The organism is Cronobacter sakazakii (assembly GCF_000982825.1).
In the GTDB taxonomy this organism is placed as follows: Bacteria; Pseudomonadota; Gammaproteobacteria; order Enterobacterales; family Enterobacteriaceae; genus Cronobacter; species Cronobacter sakazakii.
Genome location: NZ_CP011047.1, coordinates 942,701 through 965,643, shown reverse-complemented (window position 1 = coordinate 965,643; position 22,943 = coordinate 942,701). Strand labels below are relative to the sequence as shown.

Annotated in this window: 25 protein-coding genes and 1 pseudogene; 19 read left to right on the top strand and 7 right to left on the bottom strand. The window is 57.9% G+C overall.

What is annotated here, in order from left to right:
* The first annotated feature begins 212 nt into the window (after nt 1-212).
* On the top strand, nt 213-1,025 hold the full coding sequence (gene yidA, locus CSK29544_RS04500; RefSeq protein ID WP_004385997.1) for a sugar-phosphatase: 813 nt from the start codon (nt 213-215) through the stop codon (nt 1,023-1,025).
* 120 nt (nt 1,026-1,145) lie between these two features.
* Here yidA and CSK29544_RS04495 read toward each other — a convergent pair whose 3' ends face one another.
* Both CSK29544_RS04495 and CSK29544_RS24815 read right to left on the bottom strand, forming a co-directional pair.
* Nucleotides 1,146-1,265 (bottom strand): type I toxin-antitoxin system Hok family toxin, encoded by a 120-nt coding sequence (locus CSK29544_RS04495; RefSeq protein WP_108695446.1) that lies wholly within the window; start codon nt 1,263-1,265, stop codon nt 1,146-1,148.
* A pseudogene (locus CSK29544_RS24815) lies at nt 1,213-1,362 on the bottom strand (DUF5431 family protein); the annotation flags it as partial. The pseudogene CSK29544_RS24815 and the gene CSK29544_RS04495, both read right to left, overlap by 53 nt.
* Nucleotides 1,363-1,801: 439 nt before the next feature.
* Between CSK29544_RS24815 and dgoR the strand changes: the two are divergent.
* The 8 genes from dgoR to CSK29544_RS04455 all read left to right on the top strand — a co-directional run bounded on the left by dgoR (nt 1,802) and on the right by CSK29544_RS04455 (nt 10,435).
* Nucleotides 1,802-2,485, top strand: coding sequence for a D-galactonate utilization transcriptional regulator DgoR (gene dgoR / locus CSK29544_RS04490; RefSeq protein ID WP_007891099.1), 684 nt, complete (start codon nt 1,802-1,804; stop codon nt 2,483-2,485).
* Nucleotides 2,482-3,366, top strand: a complete 885-nt coding sequence (locus CSK29544_RS04485) for a 2-dehydro-3-deoxygalactonokinase (protein WP_007891101.1) — start codon at nt 2,482-2,484, stop codon at nt 3,364-3,366. Before dgoR ends, CSK29544_RS04485 begins: the two co-directional genes overlap by 4 nt.
* Complete coding sequence (locus CSK29544_RS04480; RefSeq protein ID WP_007891104.1) at nt 3,350-3,967, top strand: 2-dehydro-3-deoxy-6-phosphogalactonate aldolase; 618 nt, start codon at nt 3,350-3,352, stop codon at nt 3,965-3,967. Before CSK29544_RS04485 ends, CSK29544_RS04480 begins: the two co-directional genes overlap by 17 nt.
* Nucleotides 3,964-5,112: a galactonate dehydratase gene (dgoD, locus tag CSK29544_RS04475; protein WP_007891107.1), complete on the top strand. Its 1,149-nt coding sequence runs from the start codon at nt 3,964-3,966 to the stop codon at nt 5,110-5,112. Before CSK29544_RS04480 ends, dgoD begins: the two co-directional genes overlap by 4 nt.
* Nucleotides 5,113-5,436: 324 nt before the next feature.
* Nucleotides 5,437-6,726 carry an MFS transporter gene (locus CSK29544_RS04470; RefSeq protein WP_029039571.1) on the top strand — a complete coding sequence of 430 codons (1,290 nt, stop codon included), beginning with the start codon at nt 5,437-5,439 and terminating at the stop codon, nt 6,724-6,726.
* A gap of 136 nt (nt 6,727-6,862) precedes the next feature.
* Nucleotides 6,863-8,182, top strand: a complete 1,320-nt coding sequence (locus CSK29544_RS04465; RefSeq protein WP_004385989.1) for an MFS transporter — start codon at nt 6,863-6,865, stop codon at nt 8,180-8,182.
* Complete coding sequence (locus CSK29544_RS04460) at nt 8,179-9,111, top strand: 2-hydroxyacid dehydrogenase (protein WP_007891113.1); 933 nt, start codon at nt 8,179-8,181, stop codon at nt 9,109-9,111. The genes CSK29544_RS04465 and CSK29544_RS04460 overlap by 4 nt, the downstream gene beginning before the upstream one ends.
* Before the next feature lie 61 nt (nt 9,112-9,172).
* On the top strand, nt 9,173-10,435 hold the full coding sequence (locus CSK29544_RS04455) for a YidR family protein (protein WP_007891117.1): 1,263 nt from the start codon (nt 9,173-9,175) through the stop codon (nt 10,433-10,435).
* Here CSK29544_RS04455 and CSK29544_RS04450 read toward each other — a convergent pair whose 3' ends face one another.
* The gene (locus CSK29544_RS04450; protein ID WP_007872325.1) at nt 10,436-10,762 is read right to left on the bottom strand and encodes a YceK/YidQ family lipoprotein; all 327 of its coding nucleotides are present in this window, start codon (nt 10,760-10,762) and stop codon (nt 10,436-10,438) included.
* 304 nt (nt 10,763-11,066) lie between these two features.
* On the opposite strand from CSK29544_RS04450, the gene ibpA reads away from it, so the two are divergent.
* Both ibpA and ibpB read left to right on the top strand, forming a co-directional pair.
* Nucleotides 11,067-11,483, top strand: a complete 417-nt coding sequence (ibpA, locus tag CSK29544_RS04445) for a small heat shock chaperone IbpA (protein ID WP_004385985.1) — start codon at nt 11,067-11,069, stop codon at nt 11,481-11,483.
* A 111-nt stretch (nt 11,484-11,594) separates the two neighbouring features.
* On the top strand, nt 11,595-12,080 hold the full coding sequence (gene ibpB, locus CSK29544_RS04440) for a small heat shock chaperone IbpB (RefSeq protein WP_007765888.1): 486 nt from the start codon (nt 11,595-11,597) through the stop codon (nt 12,078-12,080).
* A 60-nt stretch (nt 12,081-12,140) separates the two neighbouring features.
* Here ibpB and CSK29544_RS04435 read toward each other — a convergent pair whose 3' ends face one another.
* Nucleotides 12,141-12,857 carry a GntR family transcriptional regulator gene (locus CSK29544_RS04435; protein ID WP_004385983.1) on the bottom strand — a complete coding sequence of 239 codons (717 nt, stop codon included), beginning with the start codon at nt 12,855-12,857 and terminating at the stop codon, nt 12,141-12,143.
* A 221-nt stretch (nt 12,858-13,078) separates the two neighbouring features.
* On the opposite strand from CSK29544_RS04435, the gene CSK29544_RS04430 reads away from it, so the two are divergent.
* The 5 genes from CSK29544_RS04430 to CSK29544_RS04410 all read left to right on the top strand — a co-directional run bounded on the left by CSK29544_RS04430 (nt 13,079) and on the right by CSK29544_RS04410 (nt 17,982).
* Nucleotides 13,079-14,695, top strand: coding sequence for an alpha-glucoside-specific PTS transporter subunit IIBC (locus CSK29544_RS04430; RefSeq protein ID WP_029039572.1), 1,617 nt, complete (start codon nt 13,079-13,081; stop codon nt 14,693-14,695).
* Complete coding sequence (locus tag CSK29544_RS04425; RefSeq protein ID WP_007779762.1) at nt 14,692-16,014, top strand: 6-phospho-alpha-glucosidase; 1,323 nt, start codon at nt 14,692-14,694, stop codon at nt 16,012-16,014. Before CSK29544_RS04430 ends, CSK29544_RS04425 begins: the two co-directional genes overlap by 4 nt.
* A gap of 118 nt (nt 16,015-16,132) precedes the next feature.
* Nucleotides 16,133-16,480 (top strand): YidH family protein, encoded by a 348-nt coding sequence (locus CSK29544_RS04420; RefSeq protein ID WP_007703818.1) that lies wholly within the window; start codon nt 16,133-16,135, stop codon nt 16,478-16,480.
* The gene (locus CSK29544_RS04415) at nt 16,470-16,811 is read left to right on the top strand and encodes a DUF202 domain-containing protein (RefSeq protein ID WP_007891124.1); all 342 of its coding nucleotides are present in this window, start codon (nt 16,470-16,472) and stop codon (nt 16,809-16,811) included. Before CSK29544_RS04420 ends, CSK29544_RS04415 begins: the two co-directional genes overlap by 11 nt.
* 73 nt (nt 16,812-16,884) lie before the next feature.
* Nucleotides 16,885-17,982: a cellulase family glycosylhydrolase gene (locus tag CSK29544_RS04410; protein ID WP_029039573.1), complete on the top strand. Its 1,098-nt coding sequence runs from the start codon at nt 16,885-16,887 to the stop codon at nt 17,980-17,982.
* Here CSK29544_RS04410 and emrD read toward each other — a convergent pair.
* From emrD to tisB, 3 genes are all read right to left on the bottom strand, one after another.
* Nucleotides 17,885-19,063 carry a multidrug efflux MFS transporter EmrD gene (gene emrD, locus CSK29544_RS04405; RefSeq protein ID WP_032988550.1) on the bottom strand — a complete coding sequence of 393 codons (1,179 nt, stop codon included), beginning with the start codon at nt 19,061-19,063 and terminating at the stop codon, nt 17,885-17,887. The genes CSK29544_RS04410 and emrD overlap by 98 nt on opposite strands.
* A 211-nt stretch (nt 19,064-19,274) precedes the next feature.
* Nucleotides 19,275-19,727 carry a GNAT family N-acetyltransferase gene (locus CSK29544_RS04400; protein WP_007897632.1) on the bottom strand — a complete coding sequence of 151 codons (453 nt, stop codon included), beginning with the start codon at nt 19,725-19,727 and terminating at the stop codon, nt 19,275-19,277.
* A 74-nt stretch (nt 19,728-19,801) separates the two neighbouring features.
* Entirely contained in the window at nt 19,802-19,891 is a 90-nt protein-coding gene (tisB, locus tag CSK29544_RS04395) for a type I toxin-antitoxin system toxin TisB (RefSeq protein ID WP_032803729.1), read from the bottom strand.
* Nucleotides 19,892-20,418: 527 nt separating this feature from the next.
* Between tisB and CSK29544_RS04390 the strand changes: the two genes are divergently transcribed.
* From CSK29544_RS04390 to tssJ, 3 genes are all read left to right on the top strand, one after another.
* A protein-coding gene (locus CSK29544_RS04390) for an IS1-like element IS1B family transposase (protein WP_095033700.1) occupies nt 20,419-21,116 on the top strand; the annotation gives its coding sequence in 2 pieces (ribosomal slippage) (nt 20,419-20,668 and nt 20,668-21,116; 699 coding nt in all).
* Between the two features lie 782 nt (nt 21,117-21,898).
* Nucleotides 21,899-22,393: a YdgH/BhsA/McbA family protein gene (locus CSK29544_RS04385; RefSeq protein ID WP_007872337.1), complete on the top strand. Its 495-nt coding sequence runs from the start codon at nt 21,899-21,901 to the stop codon at nt 22,391-22,393.
* Nucleotides 22,394-22,417: 24 nt separating this feature from the next.
* A complete protein-coding gene (gene tssJ, locus CSK29544_RS04380) occupies nt 22,418-22,924 on the top strand; it encodes a type VI secretion system lipoprotein TssJ (protein WP_004385973.1) in 507 nt (168 codons plus the stop codon).
* Nucleotides 22,925-22,943: the final 19 nt, after the last annotated feature.

Below are 22,943 nucleotides of genomic sequence, written 5' to 3'. Positions count from 1 at the left end.
TCATTTATAGCGCCACCCAATGCAGGGCGGGTAAGCGAAGCGCACCCGCCACTCGCCCTTCATACACCAGCCACCCTGTTCTTCCCTTCGCCACGGGCGCATTAACCGGCATTTTCCCTGCGGATCCATCCCCTTTTCTCGCCCCGGCTGCTACTGTGTTTTGAGCACAATCGCGTTAGCATGCGAAAAGACTCTTTTATGCAGGGGAACTCATGGCTATTAAACTTATCGCAATCGACATGGATGGCACATTACTGCTGCCCGATCACACCATTTCACCCGGCGTGAAAAACGCCATCGCCGCCGCCCGCGAACAGGGCATCAACGTGGTGCTGACGACCGGCCGACCTTTTGCGGGCGTGGAGAGTTATCTGCGCGAGCTGCACATGGATAAACCCGGCGATTACTGCATTACCTATAACGGCGCGCTGGTGCAAAAGGCGAGTGACGGCAGCACCGTGGCGCAAACCCCGCTCAGTTATGACGACTACCGCTACCTGGAGCAGCTTTCGCGTGAAGTGGGCTCGCACTTCCACGCGCTCGATCGCACCACGCTCTATACCGCAAACCGCGACATCAGCCGCTATACCGTGCATGAATCGTTTGTCGCCACCATTCCGTTGGTATTCTGCGAGGCGGAAAAAATGGACCCGAACATGACTTTTCTGAAGGTCATGATGATCGACGAGCCGGAAATCCTCGATAAAGCCATTACGCGCATCCCGCAGGACGTGAAAGAGAAATACACCGTGCTGAAAAGCGCGCCTTACTTCCTGGAAATCCTCGATAAACGCGTTACCAAAGGCACCGGCGTGAAATCGCTGGCGGAAGTTTTAAACATCCAGCCGGAAGAAGTGATGGCGATTGGCGATCAGGAAAATGATATCGCGATGCTGGAATATGCGGGCGTCGGCGTGGCGATGGAGAACGCCATTGATGCGGCGAAAGAGGCCGCCAATTTTGTGACCCGCTCGAACCTGGAAGATGGCGTCGCGTACGCGATTGAGAAATTCGCCCTGCGCTAAGAAGGAATGTTGACGCGCCGCCAGTTACTGGCGGCGCGTCAGAAAGGCGCTTTCGGCTGCAAAACCACCTTCAGCCTCGCCTCACCTGAAAGAGCGGGGTTGCCCCCGCCCGACAGGTTGCTACTTACCGGATTCGTAAGCCAGAAACGCAGCAAATTCCCTTTGCCCGTCCTTCAGCCTCAGTTCGCACAGCGAATGACGCGTCAGAAATGTGAACATTAACAACGTTATACATATCATTAATACACACCAGAACAGGGTGCTTCGCAGCAGTTTCATGGCCTTCTTCTCCTTGCCTTTCGGCGGGTAAGAGGCTACGCTGATGGTGTTGATGCATCAGGGGGCCTCGTTGGTTAATTGAATAAATGACCTTCGGGGCTTTCTTCTTTCTGCCTCACCATCACGGCATTTCTGCCGACAGCATGAGGCAAAAAGCCTCAAGCGCCGCCGCCATTATAAATTGTCCATCCTGAGCGAAACCATCAAAAACCTACGGGCATTTTGCTGAATTTTAACACCTTTTTCGTAACGCTTTCCCGTAAATCACGTCTTTTACATTCCCATCGAACAATCTGATAAATCCCCTTCTGTTATCTTGCCCGATATATTCTTTTGTCGTTTTTGTGATCTAAATTGTAGTACAACCATAATGGATTGTACTACATTGAACCCATCGGCACGGCCACCCGCGTCACGGTTGTACTTCAAAAATGCGGCGAAAATCGGCGGTCAGGGTAAAGTAAGCGAAGAAACCTCGCGTGAAAGGAACCCATAACATGACCAAAACCGACCGCATCATCGTGACGCTGGGCCGCCAGATCGTTGGCGGGAAATATGTACCGAACGCGTCACTGCCGGCAGAAGCGGAGCTGTGCGAGGAGTTTGAAACCTCGCGCAACATCATTCGCGAAGTGTATCGCTCGCTGATGGCGAAGCGGCTCATTGAGATGAAGCGCTATCGCGGTGCGTTTGTCGCGCCCCGCAACCAGTGGAACTACCTCGACACCGAGGTGCTCCAGTGGGTGCTGGAACATGACGATGACCCGCGCCTGATTGCCTCGATGAGCGAAGTGCGCAACCTTGTGGAGCCCGCTATCGCCCGTTGGGCGGCAGAGCGCGCGACCTCAAGCGATCTGGCGCGTATTGAAGCGGCGCTGAACGACATGATTGCCAACAACCAGGATCGCGACGCCTTTAACGAGGCGGACATTCGTTATCACGAAGCGGTACTGGAGGCGGTGCATAACCCGGTGCTGCAACAGCTCAGCGTGGCGATAAGTTCCCTGCAACGGGCTGTGTTTGAGCGTACCTGGATGGGTGATGAGGCCAACATGCCGAAAACGCTCCAGGAGCATAAAGCGCTGTTTGATGCTATCCGGCATCAGGACGGCGAGGCGGCGGAGCAGGCGGCATTAACCATGATTGCCAGCTCGACAAAAAGGCTTAAGGAAATCACATGACATCTCGCTACATCGCTATCGACTGGGGTTCCACCAATCTGCGCGCCTGGCTTTACCAGGGCGAGCAGTGCCTGGAAAGCAGGCAATCGGAGGCGGGCGTCACCCGCCTCAACGGCAGAACCCCCGAAGCGGTGTTAGCGCAGGTAACCGAAGGCTGGCGCGATGACGCCACGCCGGTCGTCATGGCGGGCATGGTCGGCAGCAACGCGGGCTGGAAAATCGCCCCGTATCTGCCGTGCCCGGCCCGTTTTGCTGATATCGGCAGCCAGCTCACGACGGTGGCGGAACGCGTTTTTATTATCCCTGGCCTGTGCGTAAGCCGTGACGACAACCGCAACGTCATGCGCGGCGAAGAAACCCAGCTGCTCGGTGCCTGTGAGCTGGCCCCCGCGCCGCTCTACATCATGCCCGGCACGCACTGCAAATGGGTACAGGCGGACGCGCAGCAGGTTGATGATTTCCGCACGGTGATGACCGGCGAGCTGCACCATCTTTTATTAACCCATTCGTTGATTGGCGCAGGCCTGCCGGAACAGCAGCCGAGCGCCGATGCCTTTAACGCCGGGCTTGAACAGGGCGCGGAAACCGACGCGCCGCTGACCCGCCTGTTTGAAGTTCGCGCCGCCCATGTGCTGGGAAGCCTTGCGCGCGAACACGTCGCTGAATTTCTTTCTGGGTTGCTGATTGGCAACGAAGTGGCAAGCCAGCTTCGCCACTGGCAGCCAGACCGTCATTCCCCTCTCACGCTGGTCGCCAGCCCGTCGCTCGCCAGCCGTTACCAGCGCGCGCTGTCGCTGCTGGGATATACGGCGCAGGCGCTTGAAGGCGACCGCGCATTTCAGACAGGCATAAGGAGTCTCGCTCATGCAGTGGCACAATAAACTTCCGCTCATCGCCATCCTGCGCGGCATCACGCCCGACGAGGCGCACGATCACGTCGCGGCGGTTATCGACGCCGGGTTCGAGGCGGTGGAAATCCCGCTCAATTCGCCGGACTGGCGCACCAGTATCGCCGCGATGGTCAACGCGTTTGGCGATCGCGCGCTGATTGGCGCAGGCACGGTATTAAAGCCGGAGCAGGTGGATGAGCTGGCAGAGATGGGCAGCAAACTTGTCGTCACGCCCAACATTCAGCCGGAGGTGATCCGGCGCGCGGTGAGCTACGGCATGACTGTCTGCCCGGGCTGCGCTACCGCGACTGAGGCGTTCAACGCTATAGAGGCTGGCGCGCAGGCGCTGAAAATCTTCCCGTCTGCTGCCTTCGGCCCCGATTACATCAAAGCATTAAAAGCCGTGCTGCCGCCGGAAATTCCGGTGTTCGCCGTGGGCGGCGTTACGCCGGAAAACCTGGCGGTGTGGCTGAAAGCGGGCTGCGTCGGCGCCGGGCTTGGCAGCGATTTATATCGCGCCGGGCAGCCGGTTGAGCGCACGGCCGCGCAGGCAAAAGCATTTGTTAAGGCGTATCGGGAGGCAGTGCAATGAAAATAACCAAACTAACGACATACCGTTTACCGCCCCGCTGGATGTTTCTGAAGATTGAAACTGACGAAGGCGTGGTGGGCTGGGGCGAACCGGTGATTGAGGGCCGGGCGCGGACGGTCGAGGCGGCGGTCCATGAGCTGGGCGAATATTTGATTGGTCAGGATCCGGCGCGCATCAACGACCTGTGGCAGGTGATGTATCGCGGCGGGTTTTACCGCGGCGGCCCAATCCTGATGAGCGCCATCGCCGGTATCGACCAGGCGCTGTGGGATATTAAAGGCAAAGTGCTGAACGCGCCGGTCTGGCAGTTAATGGGCGGCCTGGTGCGCGATAAAATTAAAGCGTACAGCTGGGTGGGTGGCGACCGTCCGGCAGAAGTTATCGCCGGTATTAAAACGCTGCGCCAGATAGGCTTTGATACCTTTAAATTAAACGGCTGCGAAGAGTTAGGCATTATTGATGATTCGCGTAAAGTCGACGCGGCGGTCAATACCGTGGCGCAGATCCGTGAAGAATTTGGCAGCGATATCGAATTTGGTCTCGATTTCCATGGTCGCGTCAGCGCGCCGATGGCGAAAATATTAATTAAAGAGCTGGAGCCGTATCGCCCGTTATTTATTGAAGAGCCGGTATTAGCCGAGCAGGCGGAATATTATCCGCGCCTCGCCGCGCAGACGCATATTCCGATTGCGGCGGGCGAGCGGATGTTCTCGCGCTTTGAATTTAAGCGCGTGCTGGAAGCAGGCGGCCTGGCAATTCTGCAACCCGATTTATCGCATGCGGGCGGTATTACCGAGTGCGCGAAAATCGCCGCGATGGCGGAGGCGTATGACGTCGGCCTTGCGCCGCATTGCCCGCTCGGGCCCATCGCGCTGGCGGCCTGTCTGCATGTCGATTTCATCTCGCGCAATGCGGTGTTCCAGGAGCAGAGTATGGGCATCCATTATAACCAGGGCGCTGAGCTGCTTGATTTTGTTAAAAATAAAGACGATTTCAAAATGGAAGGCGGTTACTTCCAGCCGTTGATGAAGCCGGGGCTTGGCGTGGAGATCGACGAAGAGCAGGTGGTGGCGCGCAGTCAGAGTTGCGCGGACTGGCGCAATCCGTTGTGGCGGCACCCTGACGGCTCCGTCGCCGAATGGTAATGTCCGTCCTGTTTCGCGCTGTAACGGCGTTGGCTGCGTTTACTCACCGCGGTCATTTACTTCAGTAAGCGCGGAGATTTGTTAATTTGCCGCCTTCCCACAACGCGAATTATTTAGCGCGTTGCGCACAGCGGTTTTTCATGCAACGCGAATTATTCAGGACAAGGTAATTCCGGCTTTTAAGAAAATTATTTCGCGTATTGATTAAATGAAAATAAGCCCGGCTCGCCGGGCAGTACACCCGAATATAAAAAACACACCCTCTGTATTTTACAGGGCATGGTGAGCGGCCTCGCTATGCCTTAATTCTGGAGACAGAACGTTATGGATATTTCTGTAACTGCTGCAAAACCGGGGCGTCGTCGTTATCTGACGCTGGCGATGATCTTTATTACCGTGGTGATTTGCTATGTCGACCGCGCCAATTTAGCTGTGGCGTCGGCGCATATTCAGGAGGAGTTTGGCATCAGCAAAGCGGAAATGGGCTACGTCTTTTCCGCCTTCGCCTGGCTCTATACGCTCTGCCAGATCCCCGGCGGCTGGTTTCTCGACCGCATGGGCTCGCGCCTGACCTACTTCATCGCCATTTTCGGCTGGTCGGTCGCGACGCTGTTTCAGGGCTTCGCCACCGGGCTGCTCTCGCTCATCGGCCTGCGCGCCATCACCGGCGTGTTTGAGGCCCCTGCGTTCCCGACCAACAACCGCATGGTGACCAGCTGGTTTCCGGAGCACGAGCGCGCCTCGGCGGTCGGGTTTTATACCTCCGGCCAGTTCGTCGGGCTCGCGTTTCTCACGCCGCTGCTCATCTGGATCCAGGAGCTTTTAAGCTGGCACTGGGTGTTTATCGTCACCGGCGGCATCGGGATTATCTGGTCGCTCGTCTGGTTTAAGGTTTACCAGCCGCCGCGGCTCACCAAAGGCATCAGCCAGGCGGAGCTGGATTACATCCGCGACGGCGGCCTGGTGGACGGCGACGCGCCCGTTGCAAAGGCCGAGCGCCAGCCGCTCTCCCGCGCCGACTGGAAGCTGGTGTTTCATCGCAAACTGATTGGGGTTTATCTCGGCCAGTTTGCGGTCACCTCCACGCTCTGGTTCTTCCTCACCTGGTTCCCGAACTATCTCACCCAGGAGAAAGGCATCACGGCGCTGAAGGCGGGCTTTATGACGACCGTGCCGTTCCTCGCCGCGTTCTTCGGTGTGCTGCTTTCCGGCTGGCTGGCGGACAAGCTGGTGAAAAAAGGGTTTTCACTGGGCGCGGCGCGTAAAACGCCGATTATCTGCGGCTTGCTGATTTCCACCTGCATTATGGGCGCGAACTACACCAACGATCCGACATGGATTGTGGTGCTGATGGCGCTCGCGTTCTTCGGTAACGGCTTTGCGTCGATCACCTGGTCGCTGGTCTCGTCGCTGGCCCCGATGCGCCTGATTGGGCTTACCGGCGGCATGTTTAACTTTGTCGGCGGGCTGGGCGGCATCACGGTGCCGCTGGTGATTGGTTATCTGGCGCAGGATTACGGCTTCGGCCCGGCGCTGGTGTACATCTCGGTGGTGGCGCTTATCAGCGCGCTCTCTTACATCCTGCTGGTCGGGGAGGTGAAACGCGTCGGCTAAGGCCGTGATGGAAGGCAGGGATGCCTGCGACGGAATGCGCAGATAACGCGCCGCCGGTCACCGGCGCGCGTTACGTATCAACGTATAACAACCATAAACCTGCCGGGTTAGCCACGGCAGGAAAGAGGGTTCTGCTATGCATACCGATCTGTACTCGACCACCCTGCGGCAGCTCAACGCGAAGATAATTCCGTTTATCATCATCTGCTACTTTGTCGCTAACCTCGATAAAACCAACATTTCCATCGCGGCGCTGCAAATGAACGCCGATCTCGGTCTGAGCGCCAGCATGTATGGCCTCGGCGTCGGGATGTTCTACATCTCCTACATCATTTTTGAAATCCCGAGCAACGTCATCATGACGAAGGTGGGTGCCCGCGTCTGGATAGCGCGCATCATGATCACCTGGGGCATCGTCAGCGCCGGGATGTCGCTGGTACAGACGCCAACGCAGCTCTACGTCATGCGCTTTTTGCTCGGCATGGCGGAGGCGGGCTTTACGCCGGGCATCATCTATTACATCTCCTGCTGGTTCCCGAAGAGTAACCGCGCGCGGGCGATGTCGTTCTTTTACATGGGCTCGGTGATGGCGTCGATTATCGGCCTGCCGATCTCCGGCTCTATTCTCAATATGCACGGCCTCGCGGATATCGCAGGCTGGCGCTGGCTGTTCGCCATCGAGGGCGTTCCGGCGGTGGTGCTCGGCATTATGGTGCTCTGGCGGCTGCCGCAGACGCCGGATCACGCCCCGTGGCTGTCGGCAGAACAAAAAGGCTGGCTGAAGGCGCAGCTGGCGCGCGACAACGCGGGCGTGGAAATGGGTAAAAACCACAGCTGGCTGAGCGCACTGAAAAACAAAACCGTGCTGCTGCTGAGCCTGGTCTGGTTCCTCCAGGCATTTGGCTCTATCGGCATTACGCTGTTTCTGCCGCTCATCATCAAAAGCATGGCGAGCGACCAGAGCAACATCGTGGTGAGCCTGCTCTCCGCCGTGCCGTTTATCGCTGCCTGCCTGTTTATGTATCTCAATGGCCGCCACTCCGACACCACACATGAGCGCTCCTGGCATCTCGGCCTGCCGCTCATCCTCTCCGGCGTATCGCTGGCTATCGCTGTCTGGTCCAGCAACCTGCTGGTGGCCTACGGGCTACTGGTGCTGACGGTCGGTTTTAACTTCGCCCTCACGCCGATTTTCTGGGCGGTCACGACCGAAAAACTGGCGGGTGTGGCCGCTGCCGCCTCTATCGCCTTTATTAATACCGTGGCGAATTTCGTCGGGCTTGGCCTGCCGCCGGTGCTCGGCAAAATCAAAGACGCGACGGACAGCTACCACTACGGGCTGCTGATTGTGGCCGTGGCGCTGATCCTGGGCGGCATTATTGGCGTGCTGGTCTCGCGTCCGGCGCGCCCTGGCGCGGCTGAACCGTCCGCTTCACTTAAACAGGAGTCCCGATGAAACCGATAGTGCTGAAACACGCGTATCTGCCGGATGCGCTCACGACTGGACTGCGCGAGCGCTACGATCTGCGTGAATTTTCGCAGATGTCTGACGCCGATTTCGTGGCGATTGCAGGCGATATCACGGCGCTGGTCACCAACGGTGAAGCGGTGGTCACTCGTGAATTTATCGCCCGGCTACCGGCGCTTTCGTTGATTGCGGTTTTCGGCGTCGGTTATGACGGCGTGGACGTGGCGGCGGCGCGCGAGCGCGGCATCGCCATCACCCATACGCCGGGTGTGCTGACGGATGACGTGGCCGATCTCGCCATCGGCCTGATGCTCGCCACGTCGCGCCGTATCGTCGCCGCGCAGAAGTTTATCGAGCAGGGCGGCTGGCAACAGGGCGGCTTTACGTGGACGCGAAAAGTCTCCGGCGCGCGGCTTGGTATTTTCGGCATGGGGCGCATCGGGCAGGCCATCGCCCGTCGCGCGCAGGCGTTTGATATGGAGATACGTTACACCAGCCGCCAGCCGCACAGCGCGCTGCCGTACCGCTTTGTGCCGGGTTTAGCGCAGCTCGCGCGGGAGAGCGATTTTCTGATGCTCTGCGCGCCGGGCGGCGATGCGACGCGCGGCGTGGTCAATGCGGCCGTGCTGGAGGCGCTCGGCCCGCAGGGGATTCTGATTAACGTCGCGCGCGGCAGCGTGGTGGACGAAACGGCGCTGATTGCGGCGCTGGAGAGCGGCGCGATTGCCGGCGCCGGGCTGGATGTTTTCACGGATGAGCCGAACGTGCCCGCGCCGCTCCAGCAGCGCGACAACGTCGTCATCACGCCGCATATGGCGAGCGCCACGTGGGAGACGCGGCGCGAAATGTCGCGGCTGGTGCTGGAGAATATCAACGCCTGGTGTGCGGGCGAGCCGCTGATTACGCCGGTTCCCTGATAGGCTTTTTCCACGGAATCTTTTACCCTGAGGCCCTCTTTGGCTTCAGGGTTTTCTCTTGATGAAACAGCTCACCTTCGCCCCGCGTCACCATCAGCTCACCAATATTAACGTCTGGACGCCCGACAGCCAGTGGCTGGCGTTTGACGTGCGCCCGCCCGGCGCGTCGTTTACCGGCAAAACCATTGAGCGCGTCAATGTCGGGACGGGCGAGGTGGAGGTTATCTATCGCGCCCCGGAAGGCGCGCACGTCGGCGTGGTGACGGTGAGCCCGGTGGCGGAGCAGTATGTTTTTATTCACGGCCCGGAGAACCCGGACGACACCTGGCGCTACGATTTTCATCACCGCCGCGGCGTGGTGGTGGAAAACGGCGCGGCAGAGAATCTCGACGCGATGGATATCACGCCGCCGTTCACGCCCGGCGCGCTGCGCGGCGGCAGCCATGTGCATGTGTTCAGCCCGGACGGCGCGTGGCTGAGCTTTACCTATAACGACCACGTCCTGCATGAGCGCGATCCCGCGCTTGATTTGCGTAACGTCGGCGTGGCGCTGCCGTTCGGGCCGGTCACGCCGCCCTGCACGCACCCGCGCGAATACGCAGGCAGCCGCTGGTGCGCGCTGGTGAGCCGCACCACGCCCGCGCCGCGCCCCGGCAGCGATGAGATCAACCGCGCGTATGAAGAGGGCTGGGTCGGGCTTGACGGTTATCAGAAAGCGGACGGCACGCGGCAGCGGCGCGCGCTGGCGTTTATCGGCGATACGCTGACGCAGGCAGGCGTGAAAGCGCCGGAGCTGTTTATCGTCGATTTACCGGAAGACGAGGCCGCGTGGAAGACGCCTGGCGACGAGCCGCTCGAAGGCACGCCAGACGCCATGCCTGCGCCGCCTGCAGGCGTTATGCAGCGCCGTCTGACGTTCACGCACGATCGCCGCTTCCCTGGGCTTGCCAGCACGCCGCGCCACTGGGTACGCAGCAATCCGCAGGGCACGGAAATCGCGTTTTTGATAAACGATGATAACGGCGTGGCGCAGTTGTGGCTCATTGCGCCTGCGGGCGGCGAGACGCGTCAGGTGACGCAGGGCGCACAGGGCGTATCGTCAGCGTTTAGCTGGCATCCGTCGGGCGAGGCTATCGGGTTTATGCAGGGCAATCGGATTGTGCTTTGCGATATCAACACGGGCGAGATAACGCCGCTCACGCCGCTGCAGACGGCGGCAATTTCCGCCGATGCCGTAGTGATCTCGCCGGATGGAAAACGCATCGCCTGGATGCAGGAGACCGACGGTTTCCGTCAAATCTGGATGACGGAAACCGGAAGATAATCAGGGCGCGGGAGGGATCACGGCGTTAATGGCGAAGGACTTCTTTTCGCTCTCTTCCACCCGCGATTTCACCGATTTATCGGTACGGAAGGCGTCCCACGGGATAAGCAGCGTATCCGCTATCGCCGTAAAGGGGAGATCGAGCGCCACCAGCGGCTTCAGCCCCCAGCTGGTGTCGTCATCGGCGAGCATCGTCGCGCTGGCCCGCGTGCCGGGATAATACCCTTGCTCGCCGCCGCCAGTGTGCGACATGACGCTGGAACAGCCGCCGAGTAGCAACGCGCTACTACAAAAAATCACTTTCCCGAGAGTATTGTTCATTTTCATTCTTCTGTTATGTCGTCGCATCGCAGGCGTCAGTCATGAGATATAACGCCCCTGAATCAGAATGAATAGCGCGCCTTTGCCGTCCTGTGGCAGCGCTCGCAGTTTAGCATTAGATGCTGTTATCCCCAGTCTACGCAAAGAAATGTAAATCGACAAAAAAAGGCCGATTTCGGCCCTTGAAAAGCGTCGGGCCGCACCCATTTTTGGATCGTGGTCGCAGGGAGGATGCCGAACGGGCCTTCCGCCACAGCCGCCTGTCCTTTGAGGAAGGCGATGTTAACTCTCGCTGATTTCAGGAGTATGTATGCGTAACTTTGATTTATCCCCGCTGTATCGTTCCGCCATCGGTTTTGACCGTCTTTTCAATCTGCTTGAGAACAACCAGAGCCAGAGCAACGGCGGCTACCCTCCATACAACGTCGAGCTGGTAGACGAAAACCACTACCGTATCGCCATTGCCGTGGCAGGCTTTGCAGAAAGCGAGCTGGAGATCACCGCTCAGGACAACCTGCTGGTGGTGAAAGGCTCTCACGCGCCGGATCAGAAAGAGCGTACCTACCTGTATCAGGGTATCGCCGAGCGCAACTTCGAGCGCAAATTCCAGCTGGCCGAGAATATCTTCGTGCGTGGCGCAAATCTGGTGAACGGCCTGCTCTACATTGAGCTTGAGCGCGTGATCCCGGAAGCCAAAAAACCGCGCCGTATCGAAATCGGTAACTAATTTCGCCGGGTCGCCGCGGCGGCCCACCTTTGTCGTTCCGTGCTCGCCAGACGGGAGCACAGCCAGTTAACGCACTGGCGTTTTCACTCGCTTCAAAGAAGGAGAGATACTATGCGTAACTATGATTTATCCCCGTTTTTCCGTCAGTGGATCGGTTTTGACAAACTGGCCAACGCGCTGATGAACACCGCTGAAAGCCAGAGCTTCCCGCCCTATAACATCGAAAAAAGCGACGATAACCACTATCGCATTACCCTTGCGTTAGCCGGTTTCCGTCAGGAAGATCTGGAGATTGAGCTGGAAAATACCGTGCTGCGCGTGAAAGGCACGCCGGTGAAACCGGAAAACGAACCGAAATGGCTCCATCAGGGGCTGGTTATTCAGCCCTTCAGCCTGAGCTTCACGCTGGCTGAACATATGGAAGTCTCCGGCGCAACCTTCACCAACGGGCTGCTGCACATCGATCTGGTGCGCAACATCCCTGAAGCGCTGGCCCCGCAGCGTATCGCCATCGGTCAGCCGCGCGCCCAGGATGACGAGCGCGTCATTGAGGGCGAACGCCCGGCGCTGAGCCACAGCGAAACCGAAAACCAGTAACGGCATCGTATGAAAAGGCCCCCGCAGCGGGGCCTTTTTTTATGCGTAACCGCCCGGTCATCATAATGCCGGCGGGCGAACGCGATGCAGGTGGTAATCCACCTGATAGTCGCTGGTATTGCGAAACATCACTGAATAATTAAGGAATTCGCCGCTATCGCTGTAAGAGAGCGACGTAATGCGCAGCAGCGGCGTCTGCTCCTGCACGTTCATCACTGCCGCCAGCTGTTTATCCGCCAGCACCGGCGTCAGGCTTTCATAGTTGCCGCTGATGGTAATCCCGCACTCCTTCTCGATGTAATCAAACTTCGAGCCTTCCAGATGCGCCAGCGACAGGGTGCGAAAGAGCTTCACCGGCATATAGCTGTCTTCCAGCATCAGCGGTTTCCCCTCGACATAACGCACCCGGCGCGAGAAGTAGATACGTTCGTTTATCTGAATGCGCAACTGGCTGGCGATGGCGGGCGGCGCGGGCATCACTTCAAACTGCAGCACCTTGCTGTGTACTTCTTTCCCTTGCTGACGCAGCACTTCCACCAGCCCGGTCAGATTCGTGGTTTCGTGATGCACGTCTTTGCGCGCCACATAGGTGCCGCTGCCGTGGCGGCGCACCACCAGCCCCCAGCCCACCAGTAAATCGACCGCTTTGCGAATCGTCATCCGCGCCACGCCAAACTCCTGCGCCAGCGCTTTCTCGCCAGGCAGTGGGCTGCCGATGTGGTAGTCCGAGGAATTCAGGCGCAGACGCAGCCTTTCGGCAATGGATTTGTAGATCACCCGTAGACCTCTTTACGCCTGTTAACCGGGAGATGGGCCCCGGAGATGTCCAGATTTAACAAGGAAAGTAGACCTGAGTGTGCAAATTAAAACCATGAATGCGATCACGGAACGCAGCGGCGCGCCATGTTCACGCCGCGGTTACTTTTTATGCTCGCTTCAGGCCACCAGAAAATAATTAAGGCCTCAAACCCTACAGGTTGTTACATGAGGATTTAAAAATGCTCAGTCAAATACAACGATTTGGCGGTGCCATGTTTACCCCGGTGTTGTTATTTCCTTTCGCCGGGATGGTCGTCGGCATTGCCATCATGCTGCAAAATCCGCTGTTTGTGGGCGAAGCATTCACCGCGCCCGATAATCTCTTCGCGCAGATCGTTCACATTATTGAAGAGGGCGGCTGGGCGGTGTTTCGCAATATGCCGCTGATTTTCGCCGTCGGCTTACCGATTGGCCTCGCCCGTGAGGCGCAGGGCCGCGCCTGCCTGGCTGTACTGATTAGCTTTCTGACCTGGAACTATTTCATTAACGCGATGGGAATGACCTGGGGTCACTTCTTTGGCGTTAATTTCGCCGCCGACCCGGTCGCAGGCAGCGGCTTAACGCTGATTGCCGGGATTAAAACGCTCGATACCAGCATTATCGGCGCGATTGTTATCTCCGGGATCGTCACGGCCATCCATAACCGCTACTACGAAAAATCGTTACCGGTCTTCCTTGGTATTTTTCAGGGCACCTCGTTTGTAGTGATTATCGCGTTCCTGGTGATGATCCCCTGCGCCTGGCTCACGCTGCTGGGCTGGCCGAAAGTGCAGATGGGCATTGAGTCCTTGCAGGCGTTTCTACGCTCCGCCGGCGCGCTCGGCGTCTGGGTTTATACCTTCCTTGAGCGCATTTTGATCCCGACCGGGCTGCACCATTTTGTCTACGGCCCGTTTATCTTCGGCCCAGCGGCGGTGGAAGGCGGCATTCAGGTCTACTGGGCGCAGCATTTGCAGGAATTCAGCCAGAGCACGGCACCGCTCAAATCGCTGTTCCCGGAAGGTGGCTTTGCGCTGCATGGCAACTCGAAAGTGTTTGGCTCGGTGGGGATCGCGCTGGCTATCTGGTACACGGCCGCGCCGGAAAACCGCGTCAAAGTGGCGGGGCTGTTGATTCCGGCGACGTTAACGGCGGTGCTGGTGGGGATCACCGAGCCGCTGGAGTTCACCTTCCTGTTTATCTCTCCGCTGCTGTTCGCGGTGCATGCGGTGCTGGCGGCCACCATGGCGACGCTGATGTATATCTTCGGCGTGGTGGGCAACATGGGCGGTGGCCTGCTTGACCAGTTCCTGCCGCAGAACTGGATACCCATGTTCCACAACCATTCCGGCATGATTTTTACCCAGATTGGCATCGGCTGCGGGTTTACCGTGCTCTACTTCATCGTCTTCAGGACGCTTATCCTGCGCTTTGACCTCAAAACGCCAGGCCGCGCCGAGAGCGAAATCAAGCTCTACAGCAAAGCCGATTACCGCGCCGCGCGCGGGCAGACCACGGCGGCCGCGCACTCCGCTGCCGGTCAGGCCGCGGGTTTCCTTCAGGCGCTTGGCGGCACGGAGAATATCGAAAGCATCAATAACTGCGCCACCCGGTTGCGCATCACGCTCATCGACATGGCGAAAACCCAGAGCGATGACGTCTTTAAAGCCCTTGGCGCCCACGGCGTGGTGCGTCGCGGCAACGGCATTCAGGTGATTGTTGGTCTGCACGTTCCACAGGTGCGCGACCAGCTTGAATCGCTGATGAAAACCCCTTCCACGAACCCACTATCCCCCATGACGGAGGCTGTATCATGAAAAAATTCTCAGTTGTCATCGCAGGCGGCGGCAGCACCTTTACACCTGGCATTGTTCTGATGCTGCTGGCTAACCGCGACCGCTTTCCGTTGCGCGCGCTGAAGTTCTATGACAACGACGGTGCGCGTCAGGAGATCATCGCCGAAGCGTGCAAAATCCTGCTGAAAGAGCAGGCACCGGAGATTGAGTTTACCTACACCACGGACCCGCAAACGGCTTTTACCGACGTGGATTTTGTGATGGCGCATATTCGCGTTGGCAAATATCCGATGCGCGAAAAAGATGAAAAAATCCCGCTGCGCCACGGCGTGCTCGGCCAGGAGACCTGCGGCCCGGGCGGAATAGCCTACGGGATGCGCTCTATCGGCGGCGTGCTGGAACTGGTGGATTATATGGAGCAATACTCGCCGAACGCGTGGATGCTGAACTACTCCAACCCGGCGGCGATTGTGGCGGAGGCCACCCGCCGCCTGCGCCCGAACGCCAGAATTCTCAACATCTGTGATATGCCGATTGGCATCGAAGGGCGGATGGCGAAAATCGTCGGCCTGAACAGTCGCAAAGAGATGCGCGTGCGCTACTACGGCCTTAACCATTTTGGCTGGTGGACATCGATTGAAGATCTGGAGGGCAACGATTTGATGCCGCGTCTGCGAGAATACGTGGCGAAGCATGGCTATGTGCCGCCCTCAGAAGACGCGCATACCGAAGCGAGCTGGAACGACACCTTCGCGAAAGCGAAAGACGTGCAGGCGCTGGACCCCGACACCATGCCGAACACCTACCTGAAATACTATCTCTTCCCGGATTACGTCGTGGCGCATTCCAACCCGGCGCACACCCGCGCCAACGAAGTGATGGAGCACCGCGAAAAACAGGTCTTTGACGCCTGCCGCGCCATTATCACCGCAGGCCACTCCTCGGCGGGCGAGCTGGAAATCGACGAACACGCCTCCTATATCGTCGATCTGGCGACCGCTATCGCTTTCAACACCCAGGCGCGGATGCTGCTGATTGTGCCGAACAACGGCGCTATCCATAACTTTGATGCCGATGCGATGGTCGAGATCCCGTGTCTGGTGGGTAAAAACGGGCCGGAGCCGCTGACGGTCGGCGATATTCCGCACTTCCAGAAAGGGCTGATGAGCCAGCAGGTGGCGGTGGAAAAACTGGTGGTGGACGCCTGGGAGCAGCGCTCATACCAGAAACTGTGGCAGGCGATTACGCTGTCGAAAACCGTTCCGAGCGCGTCGGTCGCGAAAGCGATTCTCGACGATCTCATTGAAGCCAATAAAGATTACTGGCCGAAGCTGCACTAACGTTACGCCCCGCCTTTTCGACCGGCATCATCATGGTGCCGGTCGCACCGCCTGCGCTCCTCTGTGACGCCCGTTTTACGTTATGCTGAGGCGAGCACAGCTAAAACAGGGAGCCGTCATGAAAATTTCCCGTCTCGGCGAGGCGCCGGACTATCGCTTTTCGCTTGCCAATGAGCGTACGTTTCTGGCGTGGGTGCGCACCGCGCTGGGGTTCCTTGCGGCAGGCGTCGGGCTGGATCAGCTCGCGCCGGATTTTGCCACGCCGGTAGTGCGCGAGGCGGTGTCGCTGCTGCTCTGCTTTTTTGCGGGGGCGCTCGCCATTTACGGTTACCTGCGCTGGCTGCGCAACGAAAAGGCGATGCGCCTGAAAGCGGCGCTGCCCTATACCCGCATGCTGGCGTTTATCAGCGGCGTGCTGGTCGTGGTGGCGCTGGCGGTGATGCTGGTGGTGTTTTATGCCGGGTAACCCGCGCGATCCGGGGCTGCAACCGGAGCGCACATCGCTTGCGTGGGTGCGCACGCTGCTCGGCTACGGCGCGCTGCTGGCGCTTGCGTTGCGCCACGCGTGGACTCACGCCGGCCTGTTTATCTGGCTGGCGCTGGGGGGCGTTGCGGCCGTGGCCGGGCTGATTTACGTCTATGCCCGTCAGCGTCGTCTGATTACGCTGGTACACGAGGATTTTTCCGCACCCGGCCAGGTGCGGGCGAAACTGGCGATTGCGCTGGCCGTCTGCGCGCTGGCACTGCTCTTTGTGGTGACGCATCTCCATGCGCTGATAGCGTTGCTTGCCGAATAACACATCCGCAGACTACCCGGCCTGCGCGGATCCGTGCTACATATTCCAGATTCCTGTTCCCGATACGGTCGCTATGAAAACGCTGCTTCCTCTCGCTTTTCTGCTGCTCTTTACCTCCGCGCATGCCGCGCCGCCCGCAAGCGCCAGCGAGCCGCTCTCGGCCCAGCGCTACAGCGCGCAGCTTGGCGTCGGCATGGACGTTGACTGGGCGCGCACCGAGCGCGGCATCCGTGAGTTCGATCCGCTGGCGGTACGCGATTTTCAACAGCGCGGCATTCGTCATGTGCGGGTGCGGGTGGCGGGCGACGCCACCGAGGAGCGGCTCATCCATTTGCGCAAAATCGTCGAAGCCTGCGAGCGCTACGACATCATCCCGATTATTTCCTACCAGGCCGATGCGTTTAAGGCGGACCCTAGCACGCAGAACGCGGCGAAAGTCGCGGCCTGGTGGAGCACGGTGGCGAACTATTTCGGCAGCGAGCATCCGCTACTCGGGTTTGATCTGATTTACGAGCCTGCCGACAAGCTCAATCACAACCCGCAGCAGCTCAACCGGCTGTATGGCGACGTGATCAAAACCATTCACCATATTGATGCGCAACGGATGATTTTCATTGCGCCGCGTTTTCGTGCCGTGCCGGAAGATCTCTCCATACTGAAACTGCCGCCCCAGAGCAGCCACTATGTGCTGGCGCAGTGGCACATTTTCCCGTGGGGACCGCTGCGCGCGAACGGCAAATACCCGTGGACCTCCGGCACGGCGGCGGAAAAAGCGGCGATCCGCGAGCGCATTAACAGCGCCCGCCGCTGGCAGCAGAAAACCGGTCATGTCAGTTGGGTTGGCGGCTGGTCGGCGGCGCAGACGGTGAAAACCACGCCGTCGGCGGCGACGCTCGCCTTCGCCAGTTTTATGGCCTGCGAGCTGAAAAAGGCGGGCATTCCGTATGCGCTCAATGCCGCGAATGAGTTTTACGATGGGGAAGAGGGCGCGTGGCGGCCTGCGCAGGCCGCCCTGCTTGACGCAATGATGAACCCGGCCTGCACCGCGGAGCGCGCGCCGGGGCACGAGCACGTTAAATCGTCTGTTCCGGCATCCGCGCACGGTGTGCCAGCGGCAGCCAGCACGCCAGCATCAGCACACCCATCGCCGTCATCAGCATCCCGAGGCTAAACTGCCCGTTCTGCGGCAGCAGCGCGGATGACCACGCGAGCAGCCCGGAACCGCAGTTCTGCAGCCCACCCACCAGCGCGCCGGCGGTGCCCGCCAGGAACGGAAACGGCTCCATCGCGCCGCTGGTGGCAAGCGGAAACAGCATCCCGGCACCGAAGAAAAAGAGCGCGGCGGGGATAAGCAGCGTCCAGACATTCATGATGCCAAGCCACCCCGGCAGCCACATCAGCACGCCTGCCGCGAGGCAGCTCAGCACCGCCTGCCACATCAGCGTGGTGAAGCGCTTATGCGTGCGTCCCGCAAACCAGGCACCGAAGAACGCCGCCGGAATCGGCAGAATAAACAGCACGCTCACCGCGAGACTACTCAGCCCGAGCCCCGCGCCCATCAGCACGCCGGAGCAGGCTTCAAACACCGCGACGCCCGCGAGGGCGGCAACCAGCATAATCAGATAACAGTTAAAGCTGGCGGTGCCGAACAGCAGTTTATAGCTCGCGAGCAGGCGAGGGCGCTGCGCCTGCACCGGGCGGGTCTCCGGCATCCAGCGGAACATACAGAATGTCACCACGAGGGCAAGCGTGAGCAGAAACGCGAAGCAGGCGCGCCAGCCCCACAGCGTGTCCAGCAGGCCGCCGAGCAGCGGGGCCACCAGCGGGCTGACCAGAATCCCCATGTTCAGCAGGCTATTGGCGTGACGCAGCGCCGGGCCTTCATAGAGATCGCGCGGCAGGGTTCGCGCCATGACGCCGCCAACACCGGTGCCCATCCCCTGTAAACAGCCCGCGGCGATCAGCACCGGCAGGCTTTGCGCCTCCAGCGCGACGAGTGTTGCCAGGATAAAAATGGCCAGGCCCACGAGGATAACCGGGCGACGCCCAACGCGGTCGGAAATCGGCCCGTAAATCAGTTGTGACACGCCGTAGGTGAGCAGATACGCCGCCATCACGCTCTGTACTGCGCCTTCACGCACGTTCATCTCAAGCGCGATATCGGCGATAGCCGGGATATAAATCGTCTGCGCCATCTGCCCGACGGCGACAAGCAGAATCAACATCATTAACAAATGACGGTTAGCCAACATTCTCATCATGATTATTCGATATGCACAGGTGAACGAAACAGGATATATCTCTGTATGGATATTAAATGCGAGAGAAATATACCGCATACGTGGGGATTATCCAGTCAACTGTCATGTCCCCATGAAACAGGGCAGGCAGCTTTTACGGACACTCAACGGAAAGATTTATTGCCACGGTGAATGATGCCACGGCGCATGGCCGCGGCTTGCCTCAGGCCACAGAGGGCAGCGTCAACCGGTGGGTAATGTGCGGGTGGTCCAGTGGCAGAAATCCTGCCTGTAAATAAAAGCTGAAGGCGGATTCCGGCGCGCGGATATTGAGGTAATCAAACGTGTTATGGGCGTGATGAGCAAGCGTCGCCAGCAGTTGATTGCCGACGCCCACGCGGCGTACCGCATGGCTGACGTAAAGATGGCGCACCCGTCCGGCACGCGGATGATTATCGAACGGGCAGCGATTCAGCCCGCCGACACCGACCAGCGCGTCGCCAAGAAACGCGCCGAGCAGTCGTTCGCCGGGGGCGGAGAACGCATTGCTGCCGTCCATCCAGTGGACGGCGAGCCGGTCCAGCATCGCAAAGCCGAGCGCCTGACTCTCTTCACGCAGCCGGTCAAAATCGATGCCGACCGGGGTAAGTGGCCTGATGGTGATGATTCCTGACATCGTTCCCTCCTGGGGATGTACCGTGTTAAAGAGGGGCGGTTGCCCGCCCCTCTTTGGTGCGGCCTGAACCTGAGTTACCGAAGGAACTTCAGGACAGCATCAAGCAGTTGCAGGACTGCAACAATGAGTTTCAGGATAAGGATAAACAAATCCACTCCGCTCATACGCGTCTCCTCTGGTAAAGGAGCACCAACTGGCGTACCTCTCCGCTGCCTGTTGCCAGTTGTTTTGTTGGCGTAACACAGTGTGCTCTCTCGGGGTTAAGGCACTGACGGCACCACCCGTTTCAGCCAGGACTCTTTATTGCGCCCGTTTAAATGCGGCCCCGTATCGCACGCTGTGACAGCAACATCATTATAGATAAACACTGTATAAATGAACAGTATTTTCTGGACAAGAAAGGGAGAGCTGGACCATACTGATGAAAAGCCACTGCTGCGCCGCGCGCCAATTGCGGGTGCGCGTATTTGATCGTATAGTTACAGGGTTGACGTAACACAGTGTGCTTTGCGGCTACCACCCGCAACAGTAGCTGAAAAAACCTCGCCTCCGGCGGGGTTTTTTGTTTTCGTACCCGCCCTGCGTGTGATAAGCCAAATCTTTTCCTGACCCTGCCGTAATAATCACGGTGAATAAGGTGATGCTGCCAACTTACTGATTTAGTGTATGATGGTGTTTTTGAGGTGCTCCAGTGGCTTCTGTTTCTATCAGCTGTCCCTCCTGTTCAGCTACTGACGGGGTGGTGCGTAACGGCAAAAGCACCGCCGGACATCAGCGCTATCTCTGCTCTCACTGCCGTAAAACATGGCAACTGCAGTTCACTTACACCGCTTCTCAACCCGGTACGCACCAGAAAATCATTGATATGGCCATGAATGGCGTTGGATGCCGGGCAACCGCCCGCATTATGGGCGTTGGCCTCAACACGATTTTCCGCCATTTAAAAAACTCAGGCCGCAGTCGGTAACCTCGCGCATACAGCCGGGCAGTGACGTCATCGTCTGCGCGGAAATGGACGAACAGTGGGGATACGTCGGGGCTAAATCGCGCCAGCGCTGGCTGTTTTACGCGTATGACAGGCTCCGGAAGACGGTTGTTGCGCACGTATTCGGTGAACGCACTATGGCGACGCTGGGGCGTCTTATGAGCCTGCTGTCACCCTTTGACGTGGTGATATGGATGACGGATGGCTGGCCGCTGTATGAATCCCGCCTGAAGGGAAAGCTGCACGTAATCAGCAAGCGATATACGCAGCGAATTGAGCGGCATAACCTGAATCTGAGGCAGCACCTGGCACGGCTGGGACGGAAGTCGCTGTCGTTCTCAAAATCGGTGGAGCTGCATGACAAAGTCATCGGGCATTATCTGAACATAAAACACTATCAATAAGTTGGAGTCATTACCGGTGAATAATATTCACATCCGTAGCCAGCAGGCAGAGTAAAAAAGCGACATGCACGATATATTTTGCACTGTTTGTAAGGAAAATCTTATGACAAAAAAGTGCAATCAACTGCGTTTATGCTTTCTTGGCAAATAGGCTTTTTATGAACCCTAAATGCGTTAGCACTATTTGCTGTCATCATTATTTAAAAAAATTTTACTTAAGATCTTGCAGTGTCTTTTTTAGCATGAAATTACGCACCCACTAAATATGGTAGCTCACTATATTCACGCCTTCTTAATAATGTCTTTTCAGATTAATCTTAATGGATGCCCGCTCCGCATTATCCTGCCCTTTACTCCGTTAACGCGTTACGTTTTCTCGTTAGTAGTTCTTTTAAATCAAACGCTTAACATTATAAAAGCAAATAGCTACTGCTGATGGTATTTACTCTTTTCCGGATTATTTCTTGCACCAAAGGGCGGAAAATTCCTAAAAATGCGCTATTGAGTTAATCAGGCAGTCGTTTTCACCGAAATGCCCGCCAGACCTGGTGTTGAATTGTCATGAGGGTTATGTAGAATTTTCCCGCTCTGCCTCAGAAATATGCGTAAAACGTCCGGGTTTACTTCAGTAAAGCCCGTGCGGTAGCTATCTCTGAAGAAAATGAAATTCCTTCACCGAAATGGCATAATCTTCCCTGGCAATGACAAACTTTTAGTCATAGCCTGAATCCAGAAGCCGTTATTTCTTTGTATACAGAATATATTTGCAACGGAAACCATCGATGAATATGCGAATCGTATTAGCCCTGCTGTTTGTGTTAGGCGTAGCTGGTTGTAAAGCGCCGCCTCCTGCCGTTACGGATGACACTATCGTGACCAGTGTGGTTAATGGCGTCACGCTCACCCACCGCCACGCGGTGACTCCGCCAAAAGAGTTCGAGCCTGTTAACGAAGAGTACCGCGCGATGTACCCGGCGTCGGTCATGACCCGCCCGGATTTCGGCGGCAAAGTGGTTCGTCAGCTCGAAACCGGCAAAACCTATAACGTACTGGGCCAGGTTGAAGGCCATTGGCTGGCCATCGCCGATCAGGGTGAAGAGCAACTGATTGGTTATGTTCCGCTGCGCGCGGCAGTGAAAAGCAGTCTTTATGACGCGACCGTCAGTAAAGAGATCCCGAAACTGCGCCGTAAAACAGCCAAAGCCAACTGCGTGACGGTGGATGGCAACAGCAAAGCCTGTAAAAACACCAAAAGCGGAACCTGGGTTATCGATTAATCCTGCTTCAATGAGCCACACCTCATGAAAAACCGTACCGTTTTACGCCAGGGCTTCCTGGCGTTTTTGATTGCCGCTCTTACCTTACTGAGCGGCTGTTTATCGTCTTCACGCAGCGTTCCTTCCCAGTACAGCCTGCATTTTCAGGCTCACCCGCAAATTAATAATTCCGCCCCGCTAAAAGTCCGGGTGCTGCTTTTGAAATCAGACGCCGACTTTATGTCTGCGGATTTCTTTTCGCTGCAAAACAATGCTCAGACCGTGCTGGGAGCCAACCTGCTCAACAGCGACGAGTTCTTCCTGATGCCGGGCCAGCTGAACAAAACCCTCAGCGGCCAGAGCTCGCTTGACGCGCGCTACATCGGCGTGATGGCGGAATATCAGGCGCTCGACGGCAAAAAATGGCGAATCTCGCTCCCGCTGCCCGCCCCCAGTGACTCCAGCATTTATAAATTCTGGAAATGGTCATCCGACGAACTTGAGGCAAAAGTGTTTCTTGACGTCAATGGGATCCGCGTCATCAACGAATAATCAGCGCCCTTACAGGACA

Bases quoted from the DNA above. Each gene is read 5' to 3' on its own strand.
- tisB (WP_032803729.1), bottom strand. From the start codon at position 19,891: ATGAGCGGAGTGGATTTGTTTATCCTTATCCTGAAACTCATTGTTGCA.
- CSK29544_RS04485 (WP_007891101.1), top strand. From the start codon at position 2,482: ATGACATCTCGCTACATCGCTATCGACTGGGGTTCCACCAATCTGCGC.
- CSK29544_RS04415 (WP_007891124.1), top strand. From the start codon at position 16,470: ATGCCGGGTAACCCGCGCGATCCGGGGCTGCAACCGGAGCGCACATCG.
- CSK29544_RS04385 (WP_007872337.1), top strand. From the start codon at position 21,899: ATGAATATGCGAATCGTATTAGCCCTGCTGTTTGTGTTAGGCGTAGCT.
- CSK29544_RS04460 (WP_007891113.1), top strand. From the start codon at position 8,179: ATGAAACCGATAGTGCTGAAACACGCGTATCTGCCGGATGCGCTCACG.
- CSK29544_RS04410 (WP_029039573.1), top strand. From the start codon at position 16,885: ATGAAAACGCTGCTTCCTCTCGCTTTTCTGCTGCTCTTTACCTCCGCG.
- CSK29544_RS04450 (WP_007872325.1), bottom strand. From the start codon at position 10,762: ATGAAAATGAACAATACTCTCGGGAAAGTGATTTTTTGTAGTAGCGCG.
- ibpB (WP_007765888.1), top strand. From the start codon at position 11,595: ATGCGTAACTATGATTTATCCCCGTTTTTCCGTCAGTGGATCGGTTTT.
- CSK29544_RS04430 (WP_029039572.1), top strand. From the start codon at position 13,079: ATGCTCAGTCAAATACAACGATTTGGCGGTGCCATGTTTACCCCGGTG.
- yidA (WP_004385997.1), top strand. From the start codon at position 213: ATGGCTATTAAACTTATCGCAATCGACATGGATGGCACATTACTGCTG.
- CSK29544_RS04425 (WP_007779762.1), top strand. From the start codon at position 14,692: ATGAAAAAATTCTCAGTTGTCATCGCAGGCGGCGGCAGCACCTTTACA.
- CSK29544_RS04480 (WP_007891104.1), top strand. From the start codon at position 3,350: ATGCAGTGGCACAATAAACTTCCGCTCATCGCCATCCTGCGCGGCATC.
- dgoD (WP_007891107.1), top strand. From the start codon at position 3,964: ATGAAAATAACCAAACTAACGACATACCGTTTACCGCCCCGCTGGATG.
- CSK29544_RS04470 (WP_029039571.1), top strand. From the start codon at position 5,437: ATGGATATTTCTGTAACTGCTGCAAAACCGGGGCGTCGTCGTTATCTG.
- CSK29544_RS04495 (WP_108695446.1), bottom strand. From the start codon at position 1,265: ATGATATGTATAACGTTGTTAATGTTCACATTTCTGACGCGTCATTCG.
- CSK29544_RS04420 (WP_007703818.1), top strand. From the start codon at position 16,133: ATGAAAATTTCCCGTCTCGGCGAGGCGCCGGACTATCGCTTTTCGCTT.
- tssJ (WP_004385973.1), top strand. From the start codon at position 22,418: ATGAAAAACCGTACCGTTTTACGCCAGGGCTTCCTGGCGTTTTTGATT.
- CSK29544_RS04455 (WP_007891117.1), top strand. From the start codon at position 9,173: ATGAAACAGCTCACCTTCGCCCCGCGTCACCATCAGCTCACCAATATT.
- emrD (WP_032988550.1), bottom strand. From the start codon at position 19,063: ATGTTGGCTAACCGTCATTTGTTAATGATGTTGATTCTGCTTGTCGCC.
- CSK29544_RS04465 (WP_004385989.1), top strand. From the start codon at position 6,863: ATGCATACCGATCTGTACTCGACCACCCTGCGGCAGCTCAACGCGAAG.
- dgoR (WP_007891099.1), top strand. From the start codon at position 1,802: ATGACCAAAACCGACCGCATCATCGTGACGCTGGGCCGCCAGATCGTT.
- CSK29544_RS04400 (WP_007897632.1), bottom strand. From the start codon at position 19,727: ATGTCAGGAATCATCACCATCAGGCCACTTACCCCGGTCGGCATCGAT.
- ibpA (WP_004385985.1), top strand. From the start codon at position 11,067: ATGCGTAACTTTGATTTATCCCCGCTGTATCGTTCCGCCATCGGTTTT.